Here is an 18,923-nt window from a genome sequence, read left to right as displayed (position 1 = left end):
AAATGGGACTTTAGCCTCGCGTTTTTTCGATAAAATCAACCCTCAAACGTTGATTAGAACCCGCGAGCGCCCCCATCCATGGCCGATTTGACCGCCGCCAACCTCCCTCAACAGCACGACCGTCTGCGAGAGATTCCCTACAACTACACGTCTTTTTCCGATCGTGAGATCGTGATCCGCCTTCTGGGCGAAGACGGTTGGCACACACTGGAAGAACTGCGCCGTGAGCGCGTCACGGGCCGCTCTGCCCGTATGCTGTTTGAAGTGCTGGGCGATATCTGGGCTGTTAAACGCAACCCGTATCTGGAAGACGACCTGCTGGATAACCCCAAGCGTCTGGCGATGCTGGTTGACGCCATGAAGCATCGGTTGTCCGAAATTGAAAAACGCCGCGACGGCAACGACAAAGTGGGCATTCTGGTTGCGCGTGCACGCCAGGCGGTCGATGCGTTTTCCAACGGGTTCCGGGATACCGCGGCGCTGCGCAAACGGGTGCTCAAGCGTATGTCCGGCATTACCCGCCGCGACAATATCTGTTTTGATGGTCTGGCCCGCGTGTCTCACGTGACCGACGCGACCGACTGGCGCGTTGAATATCCGTTTGTGGTGCTCAATCCGGATACCGAAGAAGAAATGGCACCGCTGGTGGCCGCCTGTATCGAAGTGGGTCTGACCATCATCCCGCGTGGCGGTGGCACTGGTTATACCGGTGGCGCGGTGCCGCTGACGCCCATGTCGGCCGTCATCAATACCGAAAAGCTGGATCGCCACAACGGCGTGGAAATGCGCCGTATTGCTGGCGTGGATCATGAAGTGGCCACCATTCAGTGCGGCGCCGGTGTCGTGACCCGCCGGGTGATGGAAGCGGCCGAAGAAAAGGGCCTGGTGTTTGCGGTTGACCCGACCTCGGCCGATGCCTCCTGTATTGGCGGTAACGTCGCCATGAACGCCGGTGGCAAGAAAGCCGTGTTGTGGGGCACCGCGCTGGACAACCTTATTAGCTGGAAAATGGTTGATCCGGACGGCAACTGGATGTTTATCGAGCGGCTGGACCACAACCTCTCCAAGATTCACGATGCCCCGTCGGCCAGCTTCAAGGTCGCCCGCTACAAGCCCGATGGCAAAACCTTGATCCGTGAAGAAGTCCTGACCATTCCGGGCAAGGATTTCCGCAAGGTAGGCCTTGGTAAGGATGTGACCGACAAATTCCTGGCCGGCCTGCCGGGTATCCAGAAAGAAGGCACGGACGGGATCATTACTTCCGCACGCTTTGTGCTGCACCGCTTGCCGGCGCATACCCGCACGGTGTGTCTGGAATTCTTTGGCGAAGTCAGCGGCGCCGTCCCGGCGATCGTGGAAATCAAGGATTACATCGACGCCCTGGAGGGCGTGCAACTGGCCGGTCTGGAGCATCTGGACTGGCGCTATGTGCGTGCGGTGGGCTATGCCACCAAGGCCAAGAGCCGTGGTCGCCCCAAGATGGTGCTGATTGCGGATATTGTTTCGGACGACGAAAACAAACTGGGTCAGGCCGCATCGCACGTGGTGACGCTGGCCAACCGGCGCTCGGGCGAGGGCTTTATTGCGGTCACAGGTGAGCAGCGCAAGAAATTCTGGCTGGACCGCGCGCGTACTGCGGCCATTGCCAAACATACCAACGCCTTCAAGATCAACGAAGACGTGGTGATTCCGCTGCCGCGCCTGGGTGAGTACTCAGACGCGATCGAGCGCATCAACATTGAACTCTCCATCCACAACAAGCTGGAACTGCTGGACGCGCTGACGGTGTTCTTCACCCGCGGTCGCCTGCCGATGGATGTGAGCGATGCCGCCGTCAGTCACGAAGAACTGATTGGTGATCGTCGTGAGTCGGCGCTGAACCAGATCGCCACCTTGCGCCAGCGCTGGCAGTGGCTGCTGGATAACCTGAACGCGCCGTTCGAGTCCTACACCGATGCCTGGCCGGATGCGCCGCTGGAACGCGCCGTCACCGCCGCCGACATGCCGCAAAGCGTCTATCACGGCCTGCGTGACTACGCCCTGCGCGTGTCCTGGCGCCGTGAGCTGCAGGGCGCGCTGGAAGCACTCTTCAGCGGTCGCACCGACAAGCCGATTCTGGAGGCGGTCAACGCCCTGCATGGTCAGGTGCTCAAGGGCCGCACCTGGGTGGCGCTGCACATGCACGCCGGCGACGGCAACGTGCACACCAACCTGCCGGTGAACTCGGACAACTACGAGATGCTGCAACGTGCGCACCACGCCGTGGCCCGCATCATGCAGGTGGCGCGTGATCTCAACGGGGTGATATCCGGTGAACACGGTATCGGCATCACCAAGTACGAATTCCTGTCGCGTGAAGAACTGGCACCGTTTGAAGCGTACAAGCAACGCGTTGACCCGAACGGGCACTTCAACAAGGGCAAGCTGTTGCCGGGCGCGGACCTGACCAATGCCTATACGCCGTCGTTCAGCTTGCTGGGTGCGGAATCGCTGATCCTGGAGCAATCGGGCATTGGCGGTATCTCCAACATGGTCAAGGACTGCCTGCGTTGCGGCAAGTGCAAGCCGGTATGTTCCACGCACGTACCGCGCGCCAATTTGCTGTACAGCCCGCGCAACAAAATCCTCGCCACCGGTCTGTTGACGGAAGCGTTCCTGTACGAAGAACAAACGCGCCGTGGCGTATCGCTGAAACACTTTGAAGAACTGGGCGATGTGGCCGACCACTGCACGGTATGCCACCGCTGCGTGAATCCCTGCCCGGTGAAGATCGACTTTGGCGATGTATCCATCGCCATGCGTAACTTCTTGCGCAACGAAGGCCAGAAGAAATTCAACCCGATGACCTCGCTGGCCATGGGCTTTCTGACCATCAAAGATCCCGCCACCATCAAGCTGGTGCGCAAGACCACCATTGAGTGGGGCGGCAAGGCGCAGCGTCTGGGTTACAAGCTGGGCAAATCGCTGGGGCTGATCCAGAACACGCTCAAGCAACCGCCGTCCACCACCGGCGGCAAGCCACCGGTGAAAACGCAGGTCATCCACTTCATCAACAAACCCATGCCGGGCAACCTGCCCAAGAAAACGGCACGGGCGCTGCTGGATGTGGAAGACGCCAACGTCGTACCGGTGATCCGTAACCCGCAATTGCAAGTGCCGGAACAGGACCGGGAAGCCGTGTTCTATTTCCCTGGCTGTGGTTCAGAGCGTCTGTTCAGCCAGGTGGGTCTGGCGACACAAGCCATGCTCTGGCACGTGGGGACCACCACGGTGCTGCCGCCAGGCTATCTCTGCTGCGGTTACCCGCAAACCTCGGCCGGGTTTGAGGACAAAGGCAACAAGATCACCACAGAGAACCGGGTGTTGTTCCACCGTGTGGCCAACACGTTGAATTACCTGGACATCAAAACGGTGATCGTGTCCTGCGGCACGTGTATGGATCAGTTGCTCAAGTATCAGTTTGAGCAGATTTTCCCCGGCTGCCGGCTGCTGGATATCCATGAATACCTGCTGGAAAAAGGCGTGAAGCTGGAAGGCGTGACCGGTACCCGCTACATGTACCACGAGCCATGCCACACCCCGATGAAGCAATACAAGGGTATCGACGTTGCCAACCAGCTTATGGGCAGCAAAGTTGATCTGAATGACCGTTGCTGCGGCGAATCGGGAACCTTCGGGACGTCGCTGCCTCATATCGCGACCCAGGTGCGCTTTCGCAAACAGGAAGAAATGGAGAAGGGCGCGGCCAAACTGCGCGCTGAATCCGGCGTAGAGGCACCGGTCAAGATTTTGACTTCTTGCCCGTCCTGCTTGCAGGGTCTGCATCGCTATGATGACGACGCCAATACGGACGCCGATTACATTGTGGTGGAAATGGCCAAATACGTGCTGGGCGAAAACTGGATGCCCGAGTACGTAGAGAAAGCCCGCACCGGAGGGATTGAGCGCGTGCTGTTGTAAGTTTGCAGCTTTTTTTGATTGCGTTCGAAATGGCAGTTGATGCGGTTTTGCAGTGCCGTTCCTGCTACCTTTTCGACCACCGGTCAGCTACAATCGCTTTCGGGGCATGACAGTATTCATGCCCCGATTGTTTATGGCGGGGGGTTGTTTATAATCCGGCGCAAACATAAGGAAATCGTGATGGATGGCGGTTGTGTTCTGTGCAATGATCATGATCAACAGGTAGTGTGGCGAGATGAGTTATGTCGGGTGATTTGGGTCAATGATCCGGACTATCCTGGCTTTTGCCGCGTCATCCTGAATCGTCATGTCGCAGAAATGACCGATTTACCAGCGCAGGAGCGAGACTGGCTCATGGAAGTGGTCTTTGCAGTGGAAAGGGAAGTGCGTGATACGCTCCACCCTGACAAGATCAACCTTGCCAGTCTTGGCAATATGGTGCCGCACGTGCATTGGCACGTGATTCCGCGCTGGCACACTGATCGGCATTTTCCAGGCTCTGTCTGGTCTGCGCCGCAAAACGAGAACCCACTTTTGCCCGTTACTGCCGACATGATCGAACGTTTGAAACAACGCCTTCAACAGCTTGCGCCATGAACCAGTCTGATTTGCTACCCGCTTATCAAGGTACGGCTGTCCCGCCGTTTACTGATGCCCGGTCGGCCAAGGCCTGGCTGCAGCTGTTACCGCTGATCAACGCCCCCGTTGCGCAAGCTGAACTGGTCGAAGCCATCAACGCACTCAACGGCAGCAATATTCCTGCCTATGAATCGTTGAAGATTCTGGAACTGTTCCGCGAAGCCGTACACCTTGTTCACCATACCCTGGCCGATCGTTATCTGGGCCGCGCCATCCCGTTTGGCAAAGACGAAATGGCGGCGTGGCACGCTGCCATTCAGCTGTGGTCGCATATGGCGCAGGCTTATGCCCGCTGCTGGCATGCCGCGCTGGAAGGTTTTGCTGACGTGCAGGAACACCTGGCGTTGCTGGCCGAGCGCAGCTTGCGCTATCAGTGCCTGATGGTGCGTGAGCACCTGCTGGCCTATCAGGTGGTGCCCGGTGACCTGTGGAAGACCATTTTCGCCTACTACCGCCTGGCGGAGTCGCGCGGTATTTCTGAGAAGCCAGCCAAAGACAGCCTGTTGAAAGCCGCAGGGGTGGCAACGCCACAAAGCGTGTTCATTCATGCGCTGTTGCTGGCAGGTGCCAGCCCGTATCACTTCACCGCCCGCCAGATTCAATGGCTGGACGAGCGTTTGCCCGCACTGGCGCCGCGTGCGCCGCTGGAACGCGAAGCGCGCGCCCTGCCGGGCCGTGGCAGCCTGCAGATCGACTTTGATGAGCCCGGTCCACCGCGGCGCACAGAGCCGCGTGCAGAAGGCCCTAACGTGCTGGAGATTGACACCTATCAACTGGCTCAGGCTTTGTCCCGTCGCATCAAGTTGCTGCGCAATGGCGAAAGCCCGGACAAGCTGGGTCTGGGTGAGCAGTTTGCCGGTAGTGTGGTGGAAACCCTGCTGGTTGAGCTGTACCGGACCTGGTGTGAGCAACTGTCGGACCGCTCTTTGCCACGCCACGCCTCCACGCGTGAGATTGAAGTGGTGTTCGGCCTGCAAAAGCAACATCACGCAGCAGGGGGCACCGGCAACTTTACCCTGCCGGAAGAACAGCTTTCGCTGGATCAGCAAGACCTGGTGCGCATGCAGCTCTTCGGGCAGTCTGCAGCGGTGGGAAGCACCGCAGCACCGCGTGAGGTGCAGACAGAGCGCTGGCAAGTGCGTAACGAATCGGCCAACGGGATGCAGTTGTCCCGACCGCTGCAGGAAGGCGCACGGATTTCGCTGCAACAACTTCTGGCCGTGAACCTGGGTGGCCGCTATTTCGTGGGCGTGATCCGCTGGCTGCAGCAAGAAGACACACACGTCGTGGTGGGTGTCCGGCTGATGCCGGGCGCACCCCAGGCCGCCGCAGTCCGCCCGGTCGATATGGTGAATGCGGGCCGCCGGAGCTGGACGGAATGTCTGTGGTTACCGGCAGCGCCCAGCCTCAAAGCACACCCGGCATTGTTGTTGCCGGTGGGCTGGTTCCGTCCGGGCCGCCTCGTGGAGTGGTGGGACGGTCAGGCTACCCGCAAAATCCGGCTGGAATCCGTGGTGGAACGCGGGGTGGACTTTGAGCGCGTGCAATACGCCATTTCTGCGCCCCGCTGATCAGCCATTGGGCGCATTGCGTAGTCCATCAAAAAGGGCATCCATCCGGATGCCCTTTTTGTTTGCTGCAGCGGCCATTTTGGGTGCTGATTTGTTGTCTTGGGCCTGACGCGAATATTCCCGTTCTGATTCAGACGGGCGGTGCAATGCCGGGCGCTCCAGGGTCTAAAGTGATACAAACCGGGACACAGGAGGCAGGCATGGCGACCCAGTTGTTATCGTTGGGGCTGATCGGTATCCGGCTATATGACCGGATTCTGACTTCAGCTGCCATCTACCCCGGCGAGTTGGCTGATCATATTGTGGATGAGATCAATATGTATCTGTTGCGCGCCAATGAACGCGAAAAAGTACTGCTGTTTCATCTGGCTTGTGAGGTCCATGAATCACTGGATGATATCTACGCCCGCGTGGATGACCTGGAAACCCGACAAAGCATTGCATTGTTGATGGACGTGTTGATCCAGCGCGCCCGGGAACTGGCCCGGCATCACTAATCACAGGGTGTGTCGGCAGCCAGCCAGCGCTGCCAGCACCGATCGGCTTCTGCCTCATCGACTCCGGAACGCGCGTGATGCAGGCCGTGCAGACGACCTGTCTCATCCAGTTGTTGCGCGCTGCAATGCGGATACCCCGCTACGCGCAATCCTGGATCAATCCCCATGAACAATGCGGTGCACGACACGCCCAGGCCGGCGGCCAGATGGATGGCTGCGCTGTCCACGCTGACGATGCGGCGTGCGCCGGCAATGGCAGCCATAAAGTGCGGCAGACTGGCCGACCACCGCGACAGGTCATGCCAGCGTGGCGTGTTTTGTGGGGCAAACCCGGCCAGTTGTCCCGTGTGGGTGCCCAGCCATTGCGTACTCCACGCCTCACGGATGGGCTCGGGCATGCTGCGCAGACCAGTGCTGGCCTGATGGCACAACAAGGTATAGCCGGGCTGGAGTGTTGCGGGCAAGGGTGGGAGGGGCACCGCCTTGAGCCAATGGTTTTCCTTCGCCACGTTGTCCAGTTGCCCTGGATTGAGCCCCAGACTGCTGGCGAAGAAATCATGCATGGGGAGCTGGTTGAAGGCCGGCCGATACATGAAGTCAGCCAGATCAATCCAGACTTCCGCTGGCGTCATGGCAAGGCGCGCGAGTGGCAACGGCAAGGATTCGACGGATATAAAGTGGCCGGCCAGTGTGTAAATCTCCCGCACGTGGGCGGGCAGGTGCGGTGACACATACACGGTAATCTTGAGTTGTGGATGCTGGCGGGAGAGCTGTTCCAGCGCCGCCAGACCGACAATGGCATCGCCCAGCGCCACCCCACAACCGTTGATGACATGGAGTTGCTCAATGCGGCTGTAATCAAGCACAAACGGCGTGAAGGCGGCATTCAGGATCGCGGCATGATCAGAGAGCGGGGTGAAGCGCGCCGCATCAGTCTTTAGCAAAGGCAGGTCATACGGCAGCCAGATCAGGCCATCATCACTGACGATGGCCTGCTGGCTTGATACTGCCGGGATGTCAGCCATGTTTCCTGGGAGCGGCCGAGCCGTAGTTTCCTGGCTCCAGGTTCAGATAGCCGACAAATTGGCCGTCTTTGCGAGTGAAGGCGACCATGCGCTCTTCAAAGGGCCCCTTGAGCGGGAACAAGGCCAGGTCGGGTAGCGCGATCTGATGCGCTTTGACAAATTCATCCACGATACTTTGCCGATCTGCCGGCAACTTGGCCGGTAGCGCCAGTGCCGCAGGGACGATTTGCGCCCAATGTGCCGTCACCGGCTCAAGGCGCGAGGTGAATTCAGCCGGGAAACCGCTGCTGGTCATCTCGGTGATAAACATCATCGCACCTTCCTCGCCATCCTTGGGCGGTCTGACTGCCAGTAACGGCGGTTGCACTGCTGCTTGGCCGTGCAGTTGCTCGATATGGGCGCGCAGTGCAGGGTCCAGCTTCAGATCGCTGACGCGAACCGTCTGGAATCCGCGATCCAGAAACGCACTGATATAGGGGCGTTGGGCGTAGAGCGTGACGATACCGTAAGCCAGCGCACCGATCTGTACCAGCGCAATCATGGAAAAATCAAAACGCAGGGCGCGCCGGCTTTTACCAGCGGCAAAAACCAGGGCAGTCAGTAAGGGACCAAGAATAATATCCACGCCAGCGGTGATCCGCAGGCCCTGAAACAGGCCATTGATCTCGTAATATGGCCAAGGATAAAAGAAGTGAAGAAACAGCCCGATGATCAGGCTGAAAATAATAAGGCTGATCAGTAGATGCACGCCCGCAGCTTTTAGTCTTCTGAGCATTGATCCGCTACTCCGTTGTTCGATTCTGGTAAAACGTTAACGAAGCTTACAGTAGCTGGTTTACGAGATGAATACCTGGCAGCCCTCAGTTCGCCTGTCTGCGACAACTGGCTTGGTCAAAACAAAAAACGGCGCCCGCAGGCGCCGTTTTTTCTGGAGGGACAAGCCCTGATCAATCTGCCACGAGGCTGTCACCGGACACACGCACGCGCTGGCCGGTCGAGAACGCCGGTTGCTGCTGCTTGTAGGTGAAGGTGCGGGTGCTGCCGTCATCCATTTGCACATGAACTTGATAGTCGGTTTCGCTACGGACGTGCTTTTCAACCGAGTTACCGGCAACAGCACCACCCACGGCACCGACCACTGTGGCAAGGGTACGACCGCGGCCATTACCCACCTGGTTGCCCAGCAAACCACCCACCAGACCGCCAGCCACGGCACCACCGCCGGACGACTGACCTTCTTGCTTGATGGCCTGGACGCTGGTCACCTGACCGCATACCGCACAAACCTGCTTGGCTGGCTCTTGCGGCTGGTTGGAAGCGTATTCCTCGCCCTTGTTGTGAGAGGTAGCACGCTGGCTGCCGCTGTGCTTGGGCTTGGCGGCAGCGACCGGTGCGGGCGCTACGGTTGGCGCTGGTGTTGCCACGGCAACTTGTGCGGGCACAGAAGCGGGTACGGACGCGACTGCAACCGCAGCCGGTACGCTGGCGGCGATCTCGGCGGCGTCGGTCTTGCTGCCACCGATCCAGCCGGCCATGTGAGCGACGGCGACGCCGCAAGCCAGGATGACGGCACCGGCGGCGGCCATGATTACGGGATGAAGTTTCTGGTCGGACATTGCATTTCTCCTTGAGATGCCCTGGGCTTTTATGCCTTCGTTTTAGGTGAGCGGATTCTAACGCTCCTGCCTCACCTTACATAGTGAGGTTCTGCACAGTCCGGGCGGGACTATTACCTGGTCGTGTGACAGCTATCCCTTTGTTTCATGGGCGCTATCTGCATAAGACCGGAAGGGCGTACCAAAGTGCCGCCAGGCTGTTCGACGAACGGTGCCGATGTGGCCTGAATCACCAGACTAGTTTAAAAAGCGCGAGTCCGATGGGCCGCTGTCGTTTTTTGGCGGGGCCAGTTGATGCGATTGGCGCGCCAGCAAGAGCGTCTATGCCTACAATGCAGCCAACTGGTTTTCATTTGAGCGACACGGCCTCTATGACCGATATGGAACAAAAGAAAGAATTCCGTCAAACCTGGGTGGAGCCCGCGGTGGCCACCTGCGCAGTCATAGGTTTGATGTTGATGTCCTACCAGATACTGGCGCCATTTCTGGCGGCGTTGATCTGGGCGGGGATTCTGGTCTACGCCACCTGGCAGCCCTACATGCTGATGGTGCGCTTATGCCGTGGCAACCGCCTGTTACCCGCAACGGTCATGCTGGTGGTGTTCACGTTTGTGATTGTCGCGCCAATGCTGGTGGCCGGGGTGGAACTCTCTGCCAATGTTGACCAGATTTCCGACTGGTTGCATGACCATGTCCAGGCTGGGCTGCCTACATTGCCGGCCTGGATCGTGCATATCCCTTGGGTCGGGCCACATCTGGATACCTTCTGGCACGGCATCGCCTCGGGTGATCCTGAAGTCATGGCACGCGTGCGCGAGTGGAGCCGGCCGCTGGGCGGGTTTTTGCTGAAGATGGGCGCAGCCGTGGGCAGCGGTGTGCTGCTGCTGTTTCTGAGCATGGCGTTTTCCTTCTTCTTTTATATCAGCGGGCATGAGCTGATCCACTGGCTGATGGTCATTCTGCGGCGCATTGGCGGCCAGCGCGGGCAGGAGCTGATGCTGATCGCCGGGGGGACGGTGCGCGGGGTGGTGTACGGCTTTATTGGCACCGCGCTGGTACAAGGGGCGCTGGCCTGGTTTGGTTATTTGATCGCGGGTGTGCCCAATGCCGCCGCGTTTGGCCTCATCTCCTGCTTTTTGTCATTGATTCCGGGCGGCCCCAGCCTGCTGGGCCTGCCGGTCGCTTTGTGGCTGTATCACGATGGCAGCACGGGCTGGGCCATCTTCCTGGCTGTGTGGATGGTGGGTGTCGTCAGCATGGCGGATAACGTGGTCAAGCCGCTCTTGATTGGTAAGGAAAGCAATCTGCCGTTTGTGCTGATCCTGATTGGCGTGGTCGGCGGGGCCATGGCCTGGGGCGTGTTGGGCGTGTTTCTTGGCCCAACCCTGCTGGCGGTGAGCTACACGCTGTTGCACAACTGGGCCAGGTTTGACCTCGCGGACGTCACCGGCACGCCGCCGGCACAACCCAAAGAGCCGCAGTCCGATAAAGCGGCAGACGCCGCGATCGAACAGGCTTCCCCCGCCGTGCCCTTGCCGCAAGAAGGCAAATCATAGGGAGGGCGTTCCGCCCTCTGCGACTTTGGTTTTGAGCCAGTCGACAAAAGTGTGAACGGCCGGACGCCACGGTGGTGCGTCCGGTGTCACGATCCAGTATGCGCCGGGCATCCGGACGCGCAGATCAAACAGTTGCACCAGGGTGCCGGCCGCCAGCTCCGGCTGGATCAATGAAGCCCGTGCCAGGCCCACGCCCTGTCCTTGGGCCGCAGCTTGCACCAGCAGCGCAGAGTCGTTGAAGACCATGCTGCCCAGTGTCGGCGCGCCGGTGATCCCCGCTGCGGCAAACCAGCGTTCCCACGGTTCGGTATCAGAGCGCAACAGCACTCGCCCCAGCAAATCTGCGGGCGTCATTGGCAGCCCGCCGGGCAGGTTGGGGCTGGCGACCACGACAAACTCATCGTCCATCAGGTGCTCCAGATGCACGCTAGGCCATTTGCCCTCACCCACGCGAATGCCAAGGTCGATCTCTTCGGCCACGAGGTTTTCCGGCGTTTTGGTCGAGCGTATCCACAGCTCCACATCCGGGTATTTGCTGATGAACTCACCCAGGCGCGGGGTGAGCCATTTGGCAGCAAAAGAGGGCAAACAGGTAATCACCAACCGGGGCCGTTGCTGTTCTTGGGCAATGGCGGCGATTTCACCCGCAATATCGTTGAATGCACCGTTGAGAATATTCGCCAGCCGCTGACCCGGTGTGGTCAGCGTGACACCCCGGCCATTGCGTGAAAACAGCCGGAAACCGAGTTGGGATTCCAGCGTTTTGATCTGGTGGCTGATCGCGCCGTGCGTGACAAACAGCTCGTCTGCCGCACGCGCCAGATTGCCCAGCCGGGCGGCCGCTTCAAACGCGCGCAGGGCAGACAGTGAGGGCAGTCGGCCTGGTGGTTTTAATGGTGAATCCAATTCAAGTATCCACGCAAAAACAATCGATTGTCCGGAACCGGTGAACGCGGAAAAATCCTTCTTGTGGCAGATGCTAACGCGCTTTGCACCAGACCTGAAGAAGGATTGTCATCATGAAGCCAGCTCACGCATTGCCACTTCGCTTATACAACGCGCAATTACTTTGTATTCGTGATCGTAGTGTGCGCATTGCCGGCGGCAAAGCGTGGCTGACAGATGCCAGGGGCAAAGACCTGATTTTAGGTGCCGGAGACTGCTATCGGGTGGACGGCCTTGCGGTGATTGAGGCCATCGGCGCCACCGATCTGGTGTTTGACGGCGTAGTGGCTGCAACCGACACCCCCATTCTGATTGTGAGCTGAGGACGAGGATATGAACGAACAAATCGCGCACTATGAACGCAAACTGCAATTTGAAATCGACGCTGCCGACCTGATGCATCTGCTGGGGGCGGGTCACCGCCTCGTGGTGGTGGATGCCCGCAAGCCGGAGGCGTTCTTGCAGGAACATATCCCGGGGGCCATCAACCTGCCACACCGTGCCATGAGCGAAACCACTACCGCGCAACTGCCACGAGATGTGCTGTACGTGACCTATTGCGATGGCATTGGCTGCAATGCTTCGACCAAGGGGGCGCTGAACCTGGCACGGTCAGGTTTTCAGGTGAAAGAATTGCTGGGTGGGCTGGACTGGTTCAAGCGGGACGGCTACACCACGGAAGGGGTAAGCGGCACTGCACCGGACAAGGTTGCCTGTGCATGTTGATTTGCCCGTCAGGCTGGCTCTTTCCATGCTGGAAAGGGTCGGCCTGGTAATTTGACATTATCCTCACTGATACCAGAACTTTTGATTTTGAGCCGGACCTATCCTGAAGACTCACCAAACCACAGGAGCCCGCCTCAATGTCCATTGCCCCACTTCGGTATGGTGTACTGGCGCTCACCCTGAGCGGCCTCGTTGCCGTAGCGCATGCAGATGAGCGCCATCATCACGGCAAACCGCCGCAGGCCAGTACCAAGCCGGCCCCGCGGCCACCGCATACCCGTCCACCGGGGCATATTCATCGTCCGCCTCCGCCCCAGGCGCATCGCCCGCCGCCTTACTGGCACAGCCGGGATCAATGGCGTCGTGCGCATAGCCGTCACCTGCATGGCCGCTACTTTGATGACTGGCATCGCAGCTATTACTACCATCCGGGCCAGTGGGTCTGGTATCAAGGGCGGGTGTGGGAGCCGCGCCGACCCTTGTTGTCCACGGAAATTGGCCTGACCCCGTTGCAATCACCAGGGCTATGGCTGGATATCACCGCCCGTATTCCGCTCAACTGAGGGGCTGGCCGGGCCTGGGTGGCAATAACACCGGCCGGACTGTTGAGCACCTCACATCCTTGCGTAATTGAAGTGGCGTAAAAACGAGATGGTGCGCAAGCACCCAGGACAATAAAGGAGAAACAATATGAACAGGAAAGTGCTGATTGGGCTGGCTGCTGCAGCCAGCTTGCTGATGGGTTCTGCCGCCATGGCGGATGATGATCACCACGATCATGGTCAGGACCATCCACCGCAACACGTCGATGATCACGGCCATCATGATGACCATGCGCATCGTCCACCGCCGCCGCCATCCCAGCGCCACTGGGCCTCACGCGATGATTGGCGCCGTGCCCATGCAGGCCATCTGAAGGGGCGTTACTTTGATGACTGGCGAACCGGTTACCGTTATCAGCCAGGTCAGTATGTCTGGTATGACGGCCGCGCCTGGGAGCCGGCACGGCCATTGACTGAAACCGAAGTGCGCATGGCCCCGACACCGGGTTTGTGGGTAGATATTACGGCCAGTTTCCCGCTGAACTGACAGCAACAACGGGACACTCCTCCCAAAAAAACGGCAGCGTGAGGCTGCCGTTTTTTTATGGCGGCAGGCAGAGAGGGGTGAGATGGGGCGCCAATCATGACAAGAATCGAAATGACAGATACAAATCAGTGACGCTGCTGTCGTGTCTCGTAACGATCGGTACAAATTGTTAACTTGCTAACAGAAGTGCCAGACAAAGCCGGGCAGGATGCGTTCATGGACAAAACAGACAACGGAGATACATCCATGAAGCCCCGCACCCGTACATTGACGAATACATTGCTGGCGTTGCTGATGGCAGGCAGCGTTGGCGCCGCCCTGGCCCATGATCACGATGATGATCATTGGCATGATGATCACCACGATCATGGCCGCCACGAAGGCTGGTACAAGGACGACCATCGTGGTCCGCCCCCGCGTTATCACGATGACCCGCGCTGGCATGATCGTGGTCGCTGGGATCGCTGGTCTGAAAGCCGTCATCACCACTTTGTGGACTGGCGTCCGGGTTATGTCTACCAGCCAGGCCAGTGGGTCTGGTACCAGGGCCGTGCTTATCAGGCCCGCGTGCCGGTGGTTGCCGCCAACGTGGCTGTGCCGATCGCCCAACCGGGCGCCTGGCTGGATATCTCGGCCAGTATTCCGCTGAATTAAGCCAGGTTTAGCCAGGCAAACAAAAAGCCCGCCGGAGTCATCCGGGCGGGCTTTTTCATGGGCGCTTGCACTGCAATCAGGCCAGTTTGGCCAGTTGTGCAGTCAATTGCGCCAGTTTGCCTTCCAGTTCAGCGATCTGGGCGCGGTCTTTTTCCACCAGATGGGCCGGGGCCTTGTCGACATAGCCTGGCTTTTCCAGTTTGGATTTCACGCGCTCCACACCTTCTGCGGTCTTGGCGATTTCTTTTTGCAGGCGCGCAGTTTCGGCGGCCTTGTCGATCTCGACCTTGAGCATCAGACGCGTAGTGCCGGCGACAGCAACCGGTGCGTCATCTTCCGGCAGACGGGCGACGACGTTGACTTCGGTCAGCTTGCACAGCGGGACCAGATACGGGCCAAACTTGGCCAGGCTGGCATCGCCTTCCAGGAACAAGGGTGCCTTCTGGGCCGGAGACAAACCCATCTCGCCGCGCAGGTTCCGGGCAGCAAAAGCCAGCGCCTTGAGTTCTTCGACTTCTGCGGTGGCGGCGGCATCCAGTTTTGTTTCATCCGCAATCGGCCATGCAGCAACCATGATGGAGTCCGTATTCTTGCGGCCAGCCAGCGGCGCTACGGTTTGCCACAGTTCTTCTGTGATGAACGGCATGATTGGGTGCGCCAGACGCAGGATCACTTCCAGTACGCGGATCAGCGTGCGGCGCGTGGCACGTTGCTGGGCTTCGGTACCGTTCTGCACGGATACCTTGGCCAGTTCAATGTACCAGTCGCAATACTCGTTCCAGACGAACTCATAAATGGCTTGTGCGCCCAGGTCAAAACGCAGGGTGTCGAGCGCCAGGGTGACGTTCTTTTCTGCCTCTTGCAGCTTGCTGATGATCCAGCGGTCGGCAAAGCCGAAGTCCAGTTCTGCGTTGTCTTCCAGCCCGCAATCCTTGCCTTCGACATTCATCAGCACAAAGCGGGTGGCGTTCCACAGCTTGTTGCAGAAGTTGCGGTAACCCTCGCAGCGCTTCTGGTCAAAGTTGATGGAGCGGCCCAGGCTGGCCAGGCTGGCAAAGGTAAAGCGCAATGCGTCTACACCATAGGCCGGAATGCCGTTGGGGAATTCTTTCTCGGTCTTGGCGGCCACTTGTGGGGCTTTTTCCGGACGGCGCAGGCCGGTCGTGCGTTTTTCCAGCAGCGGTGCCAGCGCAATGCCGTCAATCAAGTCGACCGGATCGAGCACGTTGCCTTCGGACTTGGACATCTTCTTGCCTTCGCCGTCGCGCACCAGACCATGCACGTACACCTGCTTGAACGGCACTTTGCCGGTCAGGTGAGTGCTGAACATGATCATCCGGGCGACCCAGAAGAAGATGATGTCATAGCCCGTCACCAGCACGGACGAAGGCATGAACGCCTTCAGTTCGGCGGTTTCGTTGGGCCAGCCCAAGGAGGAGAACGGCACAAGGCCAGAGCTGAACCAGGTATCCAGCACGTCGTTATCGCGCGTCAGCGGCTTGCCGCCAGACTTTTGCAGCGCTTCGGCTTCGGTACGGGCCACGTACACCTTGCCGTCGGCATCGTACCAGGCGGGGATTTGATGCCCCCACCACAGCTGGCGGCTGATACACCAGTCTTCAATGTTCTTCAGCCACGCTTGATAGGTGTTCACCCAGTCACCGGGCACAAATTGCACTTCGCCGTTGTCGACCACATCCAGTGCTTTTTGGGTGATGCTCTTGCCGGTGGTGGCGTCCGGCTTGCTCATCGCCACAAACCACTGATCGGTGAGCATGGGTTCAATGACCGTGCCGGTACGATCACCGCGCGGCACCATCAGCTTGTGTTTCTTTACCTCAACCAGGAAACCTTGCGCATCCAGATCCGCAACCACCTGCTTGCGGGCGGCAAAGCGCTCCATGCCCTGATAGGTCGCTGGCGCGGCATCGTTGATTTTGGCATCCAGCGTCAGGATGGAAATCTGCGGCAGGTTGTGGCGCTGGCCCACGGCATAGTCGTTGAAGTCGTGCGCCGGGGTGACCTTGACCACGCCGGTGCCGAATTCCTTGTCCACATAATCATCAGCAATGATCGGCAGTTCGCGATCGCACAGTGGCAACTTCACCGTCTTGCCAATCAGGTGCTGGTAACGCTCGTCCTCCGGGTGAACCATGACGGCGACGTCGCCCAGCATGGTTTCCGGACGGGTGGTGGCCACGGTCAGATGAGTCAGACCCGTTTTGGTATCGGCCTCCACCAGCGGATAGCGGATGTGCCACAGATGGCCGTCTTCTTCTTCCGACACCACTTCCAGGTTCGATACAGCGGTGCCCAGCACCGGGTCCCAGTTCACCAGGCGCTTGCCGCGGTAGATGAGGCCTTCTTCAAACAAGCGCACGAACACTTCGGTGACCACGGAGGACATCTTGTCGTCCATGGTGAAGTACTCACGACCCCAGTCCACCGAGGCACCCATACGGCGCATCTGGCCGGTAATGATGTCGCCGGATTGCTTCTTCCATTCCCACACTTTCTCGATAAAGGCCGGGCGGCCCATATCGTGGCGCGATACGCCCTGGGCATCCAGTTGGCGCTCGACCACGATCTGTGTCGCGATACCCGCATGGTCCGTGCCCGGCAGCCACAGCGTGTTGTCACCCTTCATGCGGTGATAACGCGTCAGGCCATCCATGATGGTCTGATTGAAAGCGTGGCCCATATGCAGCGTGCCTGTCACATTGGGCGGCGGCAACTGGATACAGAACGAGGGGGCGTTCACATCCATGCTGGGTGAAAAATAGTTGGCGGATTCCCAGCGCGGGTACCAGCTGGCCTCAATGGCGGCCGGCTCAAAGCTCTTGGCCAGTTGTTCGAGTGCAGTGCTCATGGGGGAAGGAACCAGGGTTGCGATGCAAAACCGGGAATTATACTTGTTTTGGTGGGAAACCAGTTGCCACGTTGGCGGATTGCTTCCTGGCTGGCGCGGTCGCCAACTCGTCATTCCTGCGAAAGCAGGAATCCAGGATGGCCGCCGCAGGTGGCCTTTGCCATGCTGGCCGTAGGGTGGATTCGGAGCGATAGCGACAATCCACCATTGCAAGGTGGGTTAGCGCCTGGCAGCGCGGGCTTGAAAGGCATTTGATACCGGCACTCCGGGTATGCAAACCCCGTGCCGTCAGGCGCCAACATGGTGTTCAAGGTTTTCAGCAAGTAGGGTGGATTCGGAGCGATAGCGACAATCCACCATTGCAAGGTGGGTTAGCGCCTGGCGGCGCGGGTTTGAAATGCATTTGATACCGGCGGTGGCCGGAGCACGTCCCTTTCTTTGTGTCGCCAAAGAAAGGAACCAAAGAAAGGCGACCCCATCCCTGCGGCCCTCCGGGCTTCCCTCGGTCAGTCGGGAGCCTGAGGTCTCCCTCCCTTCTTCGGCGCTGGGCTTTGACGGGGGGAGAAAGTCAAATGCAACTTCAACCTCCACGGCAACTTCAACACCAACTTCCACGGTAAATTGACCCGGTCGGAAGAAGTCCGACGCAATTTTGGGAAACATCGTCCTTGGTTCTGGCAGGAAATGTCCCACAATAGAACCTGTTGCAACGCATCCAGGAGAAATAATCATGTCCGTACAGGCTAACGAAGAACAATTGATCGACGATTTGCAAACCGTGCTGACCGATACCGAGAGTCTTTTGCGCGACGCGGTAGGCGAAAGCGGCGACAAGGCACGTGAATTGCGTACCCGTATTCTGGAGAACCTGCAGGCCGCCAAAGCCAAGCTGGGTGAAACCGAGCGTTTGATCGCGGGTAAAGCCAAAGAAGCGGCCAAGGCCACCGATGAGTATGTCCACGATCACCCATGGCAATCCATTGGCGTGGCCGCAGGCATCGGCTTTTTGCTGGGCATGCTGGTTTCGCGTCGTTAATCCGGCTGGGGTGGCATGAGCGAAGAACACGAATCCGCAAGCCCTCCGCATCATGGGCTGGCCCAGCGACTGGCATCCAACCTCGTCGGGCTGGCCCACAATCATTTGTCACTGCTTGGGCTGGAGCTGGAAGAAGAGCGCGAGCGCTTGCTGGCCGTCGTTATCCTGGCGCTGGTCGGCGCTGGCGTGCTCTGGCTGGGCCTGGGCGTGCTGTCCGTGGCCGTAGTGTGGTGGGTGAGCGAGCCTTATCGCTGGATTGCGCTATTGATTGTGGCGCTGATTTATCTGCTTGGCGGCGCCCTGTGCCTGTGGGGCGCGTGGCGAACCATACTGCGTGCGCCGCAACCCTTTGCCGCTACGCTGGAACAGTTGCGTAAAGATCGGGAGCAATTGCTGCCATGAGTCAACTCACGCGCCGCGAATTGCGGGAGCTCAGAAAAGTGACCCTGCAACTGCAGGCTGATGCGTTTCGCCTGCAACTGGCGGAAGACTGGGGGCGTTTGCGTTCGCCCTTCAATAAAGGGAGTGCCGCGCGGGGTATCTTGCGCGCCTTTACCGGACCCGCCGGTTTTGCGGATATTGCCACGGTGCTGCTGGCCCGTGGTCGGCTGAACTGGATTGCCAAAGTGTTGCCCATGGCGTTAACAGGTTGGCGGATTGCCAAGGTGTTGCGCAAATGGCTGCACCGCTAGGTCCGTATTTCTGATAAAAAAACCGCCCTGGTCAGACCCAGGGTGGTT

At 59.1% G+C, this 18,923-nt stretch carries 19 protein-coding genes; 13 read left to right on the top strand and 6 right to left on the bottom strand.

Translation table 11 applies throughout. From position 1 onward, the window contains the following. Positions 1 to 78: 78 nt before the first annotated feature. The 4 genes from HNQ50_RS11295 (at position 79) to HNQ50_RS11280 (ending at position 6,667) form a co-directional block, all read left to right on the top strand. Complete coding sequence (locus HNQ50_RS11295) at positions 79 to 3,960, top strand: DUF3683 domain-containing protein (RefSeq protein ID WP_184100714.1); 3,882 nt, start codon at positions 79 to 81, stop codon at positions 3,958 to 3,960. Positions 3,961 to 3,978: 18 nt separating this feature from the next. Next, a complete protein-coding gene (locus HNQ50_RS11290) occupies positions 3,979 to 4,557 on the top strand; it encodes an HIT family protein (protein WP_246428682.1) in 579 nt (192 codons plus the stop codon). Next, positions 4,554 to 6,170: a cyclic-di-GMP receptor FimW-related protein gene (locus HNQ50_RS11285; RefSeq protein ID WP_184100712.1), complete on the top strand. Its 1,617-nt coding sequence runs from the start codon at positions 4,554 to 4,556 to the stop codon at positions 6,168 to 6,170. The genes HNQ50_RS11290 and HNQ50_RS11285 overlap by 4 nt, the downstream gene beginning before the upstream one ends. A gap of 200 nt (positions 6,171 to 6,370) precedes the next feature. Then, a complete protein-coding gene (locus HNQ50_RS11280) occupies positions 6,371 to 6,667 on the top strand; it encodes a hypothetical protein (protein ID WP_184100710.1) in 297 nt (98 codons plus the stop codon). Here the strand turns inward: HNQ50_RS11280 and HNQ50_RS11275 are convergent. The 3 genes from HNQ50_RS11275 to HNQ50_RS11265 all read right to left on the bottom strand — a co-directional run bounded on the left by HNQ50_RS11275 (position 6,664) and on the right by HNQ50_RS11265 (position 9,308). Continuing rightward, positions 6,664 to 7,692: a glycosyltransferase family 9 protein gene (locus HNQ50_RS11275; RefSeq protein WP_184100708.1), complete on the bottom strand. Its 1,029-nt coding sequence runs from the start codon at positions 7,690 to 7,692 to the stop codon at positions 6,664 to 6,666. The two genes, HNQ50_RS11280 and HNQ50_RS11275, sit on opposite strands and share 4 nt — an antisense overlap. Further along, on the bottom strand, positions 7,685 to 8,467 hold the full coding sequence (locus HNQ50_RS11270; protein ID WP_184100706.1) for a hypothetical protein: 783 nt from the start codon (positions 8,465 to 8,467) through the stop codon (positions 7,685 to 7,687). Before HNQ50_RS11270 ends, HNQ50_RS11275 begins: the two co-directional genes overlap by 8 nt. A 172-nt stretch (positions 8,468 to 8,639) precedes the next feature. Next, positions 8,640 to 9,308 (bottom strand): glycine zipper 2TM domain-containing protein, encoded by a 669-nt coding sequence (locus HNQ50_RS11265; protein ID WP_184100704.1) that lies wholly within the window; start codon positions 9,306 to 9,308, stop codon positions 8,640 to 8,642. Positions 9,309 to 9,631: 323 nt separating this feature from the next. Between HNQ50_RS11265 and HNQ50_RS11260 the strand changes: the two genes are divergently transcribed. Beyond that, positions 9,632 to 10,864: an AI-2E family transporter gene (locus tag HNQ50_RS11260; RefSeq protein ID WP_184100702.1), complete on the top strand. Its 1,233-nt coding sequence runs from the start codon at positions 9,632 to 9,634 to the stop codon at positions 10,862 to 10,864. Here the strand turns inward: HNQ50_RS11260 and gcvA are convergent. Continuing rightward, on the bottom strand, positions 10,859 to 11,770 hold the full coding sequence (gene gcvA / locus HNQ50_RS11255) for a transcriptional regulator GcvA (protein WP_184100700.1): 912 nt from the start codon (positions 11,768 to 11,770) through the stop codon (positions 10,859 to 10,861). The genes HNQ50_RS11260 and gcvA overlap by 6 nt on opposite strands. A gap of 113 nt (positions 11,771 to 11,883) precedes the next feature. Here gcvA and HNQ50_RS11250 point away from each other — a divergent pair, with 113 nt between their 5' ends. From HNQ50_RS11250 to HNQ50_RS11230, 5 genes are all read left to right on the top strand, one after another. Next, positions 11,884 to 12,132, top strand: a complete 249-nt coding sequence (locus HNQ50_RS11250; protein WP_184100698.1) for a hypothetical protein — start codon at positions 11,884 to 11,886, stop codon at positions 12,130 to 12,132. 10 nt (positions 12,133 to 12,142) lie between these two features. Beyond that, entirely contained in the window at positions 12,143 to 12,535 is a 393-nt protein-coding gene (locus HNQ50_RS11245) for a rhodanese-like domain-containing protein (RefSeq protein WP_184100696.1), read from the top strand. A gap of 137 nt (positions 12,536 to 12,672) precedes the next feature. Next, positions 12,673 to 13,098, top strand: coding sequence for a hypothetical protein (locus tag HNQ50_RS11240; RefSeq protein ID WP_184100694.1), 426 nt, complete (start codon positions 12,673 to 12,675; stop codon positions 13,096 to 13,098). A gap of 127 nt (positions 13,099 to 13,225) precedes the next feature. Beyond that, positions 13,226 to 13,624: a hypothetical protein gene (locus HNQ50_RS11235; protein ID WP_184100692.1), complete on the top strand. Its 399-nt coding sequence runs from the start codon at positions 13,226 to 13,228 to the stop codon at positions 13,622 to 13,624. A gap of 246 nt (positions 13,625 to 13,870) precedes the next feature. Then, positions 13,871 to 14,278 carry a hypothetical protein gene (locus HNQ50_RS11230; RefSeq protein WP_184100690.1) on the top strand — a complete coding sequence of 136 codons (408 nt, stop codon included), beginning with the start codon at positions 13,871 to 13,873 and terminating at the stop codon, positions 14,276 to 14,278. Positions 14,279 to 14,354: 76 nt separating this feature from the next. Here the strand turns inward: HNQ50_RS11230 and HNQ50_RS11225 are convergent, their stop codons facing one another. Beyond that, positions 14,355 to 17,147 (bottom strand): valine--tRNA ligase, encoded by a 2,793-nt coding sequence (locus HNQ50_RS11225; RefSeq protein ID WP_184100688.1) that lies wholly within the window; start codon positions 17,145 to 17,147, stop codon positions 14,355 to 14,357. 288 nt (positions 17,148 to 17,435) lie between these two features. Beyond that, complete coding sequence (locus tag HNQ50_RS11220; protein ID WP_184100679.1) at positions 17,436 to 17,879, bottom strand: hypothetical protein; 444 nt, start codon at positions 17,877 to 17,879, stop codon at positions 17,436 to 17,438. Here HNQ50_RS11220 and HNQ50_RS11215 point away from each other — a divergent pair. From HNQ50_RS11215 to HNQ50_RS11205, 3 genes are read left to right on the top strand one after another with little or no spacing between them, the layout of a single operon-like run. Continuing rightward, the gene (locus tag HNQ50_RS11215) at positions 17,878 to 18,183 is read left to right on the top strand and encodes an ElaB/YgaM/YqjD family protein (RefSeq protein WP_184100677.1); all 306 of its coding nucleotides are present in this window, start codon (positions 17,878 to 17,880) and stop codon (positions 18,181 to 18,183) included. The two genes, HNQ50_RS11220 and HNQ50_RS11215, sit on opposite strands and share 2 nt — an antisense overlap. 15 nt (positions 18,184 to 18,198) lie before the next feature. Further along, entirely contained in the window at positions 18,199 to 18,585 is a 387-nt protein-coding gene (locus HNQ50_RS11210; RefSeq protein WP_184100675.1) for a phage holin family protein, read from the top strand. Then, positions 18,582 to 18,875 (top strand): hypothetical protein, encoded by a 294-nt coding sequence (locus HNQ50_RS11205; RefSeq protein WP_184100673.1) that lies wholly within the window; start codon positions 18,582 to 18,584, stop codon positions 18,873 to 18,875. The genes HNQ50_RS11210 and HNQ50_RS11205 overlap by 4 nt, the downstream gene beginning before the upstream one ends. Positions 18,876 to 18,923: the final 48 nt, after the last annotated feature.

The sequence above is a fragment of the Silvimonas terrae genome, from assembly GCF_014202765.1.
Classification (GTDB): Bacteria; Pseudomonadota; Gammaproteobacteria; order Burkholderiales; family Chitinibacteraceae; genus Silvimonas; species Silvimonas terrae.
This window is presented reverse-complemented; position numbering and strand designations above follow the sequence as displayed.

Coding starts and splice junctions, on each gene's coding strand:
- HNQ50_RS11270 (WP_184100706.1), bottom strand. CDS start 8,467: ATGCTCAGAAGACTAAAAGCTGCGGGCGTGCATCTACTGATCAGCCTT.
- HNQ50_RS11210 (WP_184100675.1), top strand. CDS start 18,199: ATGAGCGAAGAACACGAATCCGCAAGCCCTCCGCATCATGGGCTGGCC.
- HNQ50_RS11250 (WP_184100698.1), top strand. CDS start 11,884: ATGAAGCCAGCTCACGCATTGCCACTTCGCTTATACAACGCGCAATTA.
- HNQ50_RS11205 (WP_184100673.1), top strand. CDS start 18,582: ATGAGTCAACTCACGCGCCGCGAATTGCGGGAGCTCAGAAAAGTGACC.
- HNQ50_RS11225 (WP_184100688.1), bottom strand. CDS start 17,147: ATGAGCACTGCACTCGAACAACTGGCCAAGAGCTTTGAGCCGGCCGCC.
- HNQ50_RS11230 (WP_184100690.1), top strand. CDS start 13,871: ATGAAGCCCCGCACCCGTACATTGACGAATACATTGCTGGCGTTGCTG.
- HNQ50_RS11245 (WP_184100696.1), top strand. CDS start 12,143: ATGAACGAACAAATCGCGCACTATGAACGCAAACTGCAATTTGAAATC.
- HNQ50_RS11240 (WP_184100694.1), top strand. CDS start 12,673: ATGTCCATTGCCCCACTTCGGTATGGTGTACTGGCGCTCACCCTGAGC.
- HNQ50_RS11260 (WP_184100702.1), top strand. CDS start 9,632: ATGCCTACAATGCAGCCAACTGGTTTTCATTTGAGCGACACGGCCTCT.
- HNQ50_RS11285 (WP_184100712.1), top strand. CDS start 4,554: ATGAACCAGTCTGATTTGCTACCCGCTTATCAAGGTACGGCTGTCCCG.
- HNQ50_RS11215 (WP_184100677.1), top strand. CDS start 17,878: ATGTCCGTACAGGCTAACGAAGAACAATTGATCGACGATTTGCAAACC.
- HNQ50_RS11235 (WP_184100692.1), top strand. CDS start 13,226: ATGAACAGGAAAGTGCTGATTGGGCTGGCTGCTGCAGCCAGCTTGCTG.
- HNQ50_RS11220 (WP_184100679.1), bottom strand. CDS start 17,879: ATGATTATTTCTCCTGGATGCGTTGCAACAGGTTCTATTGTGGGACAT.
- HNQ50_RS11280 (WP_184100710.1), top strand. CDS start 6,371: ATGGCGACCCAGTTGTTATCGTTGGGGCTGATCGGTATCCGGCTATAT.
- HNQ50_RS11275 (WP_184100708.1), bottom strand. CDS start 7,692: ATGGCTGACATCCCGGCAGTATCAAGCCAGCAGGCCATCGTCAGTGAT.
- HNQ50_RS11265 (WP_184100704.1), bottom strand. CDS start 9,308: ATGTCCGACCAGAAACTTCATCCCGTAATCATGGCCGCCGCCGGTGCC.
- HNQ50_RS11295 (WP_184100714.1), top strand. CDS start 79: ATGGCCGATTTGACCGCCGCCAACCTCCCTCAACAGCACGACCGTCTG.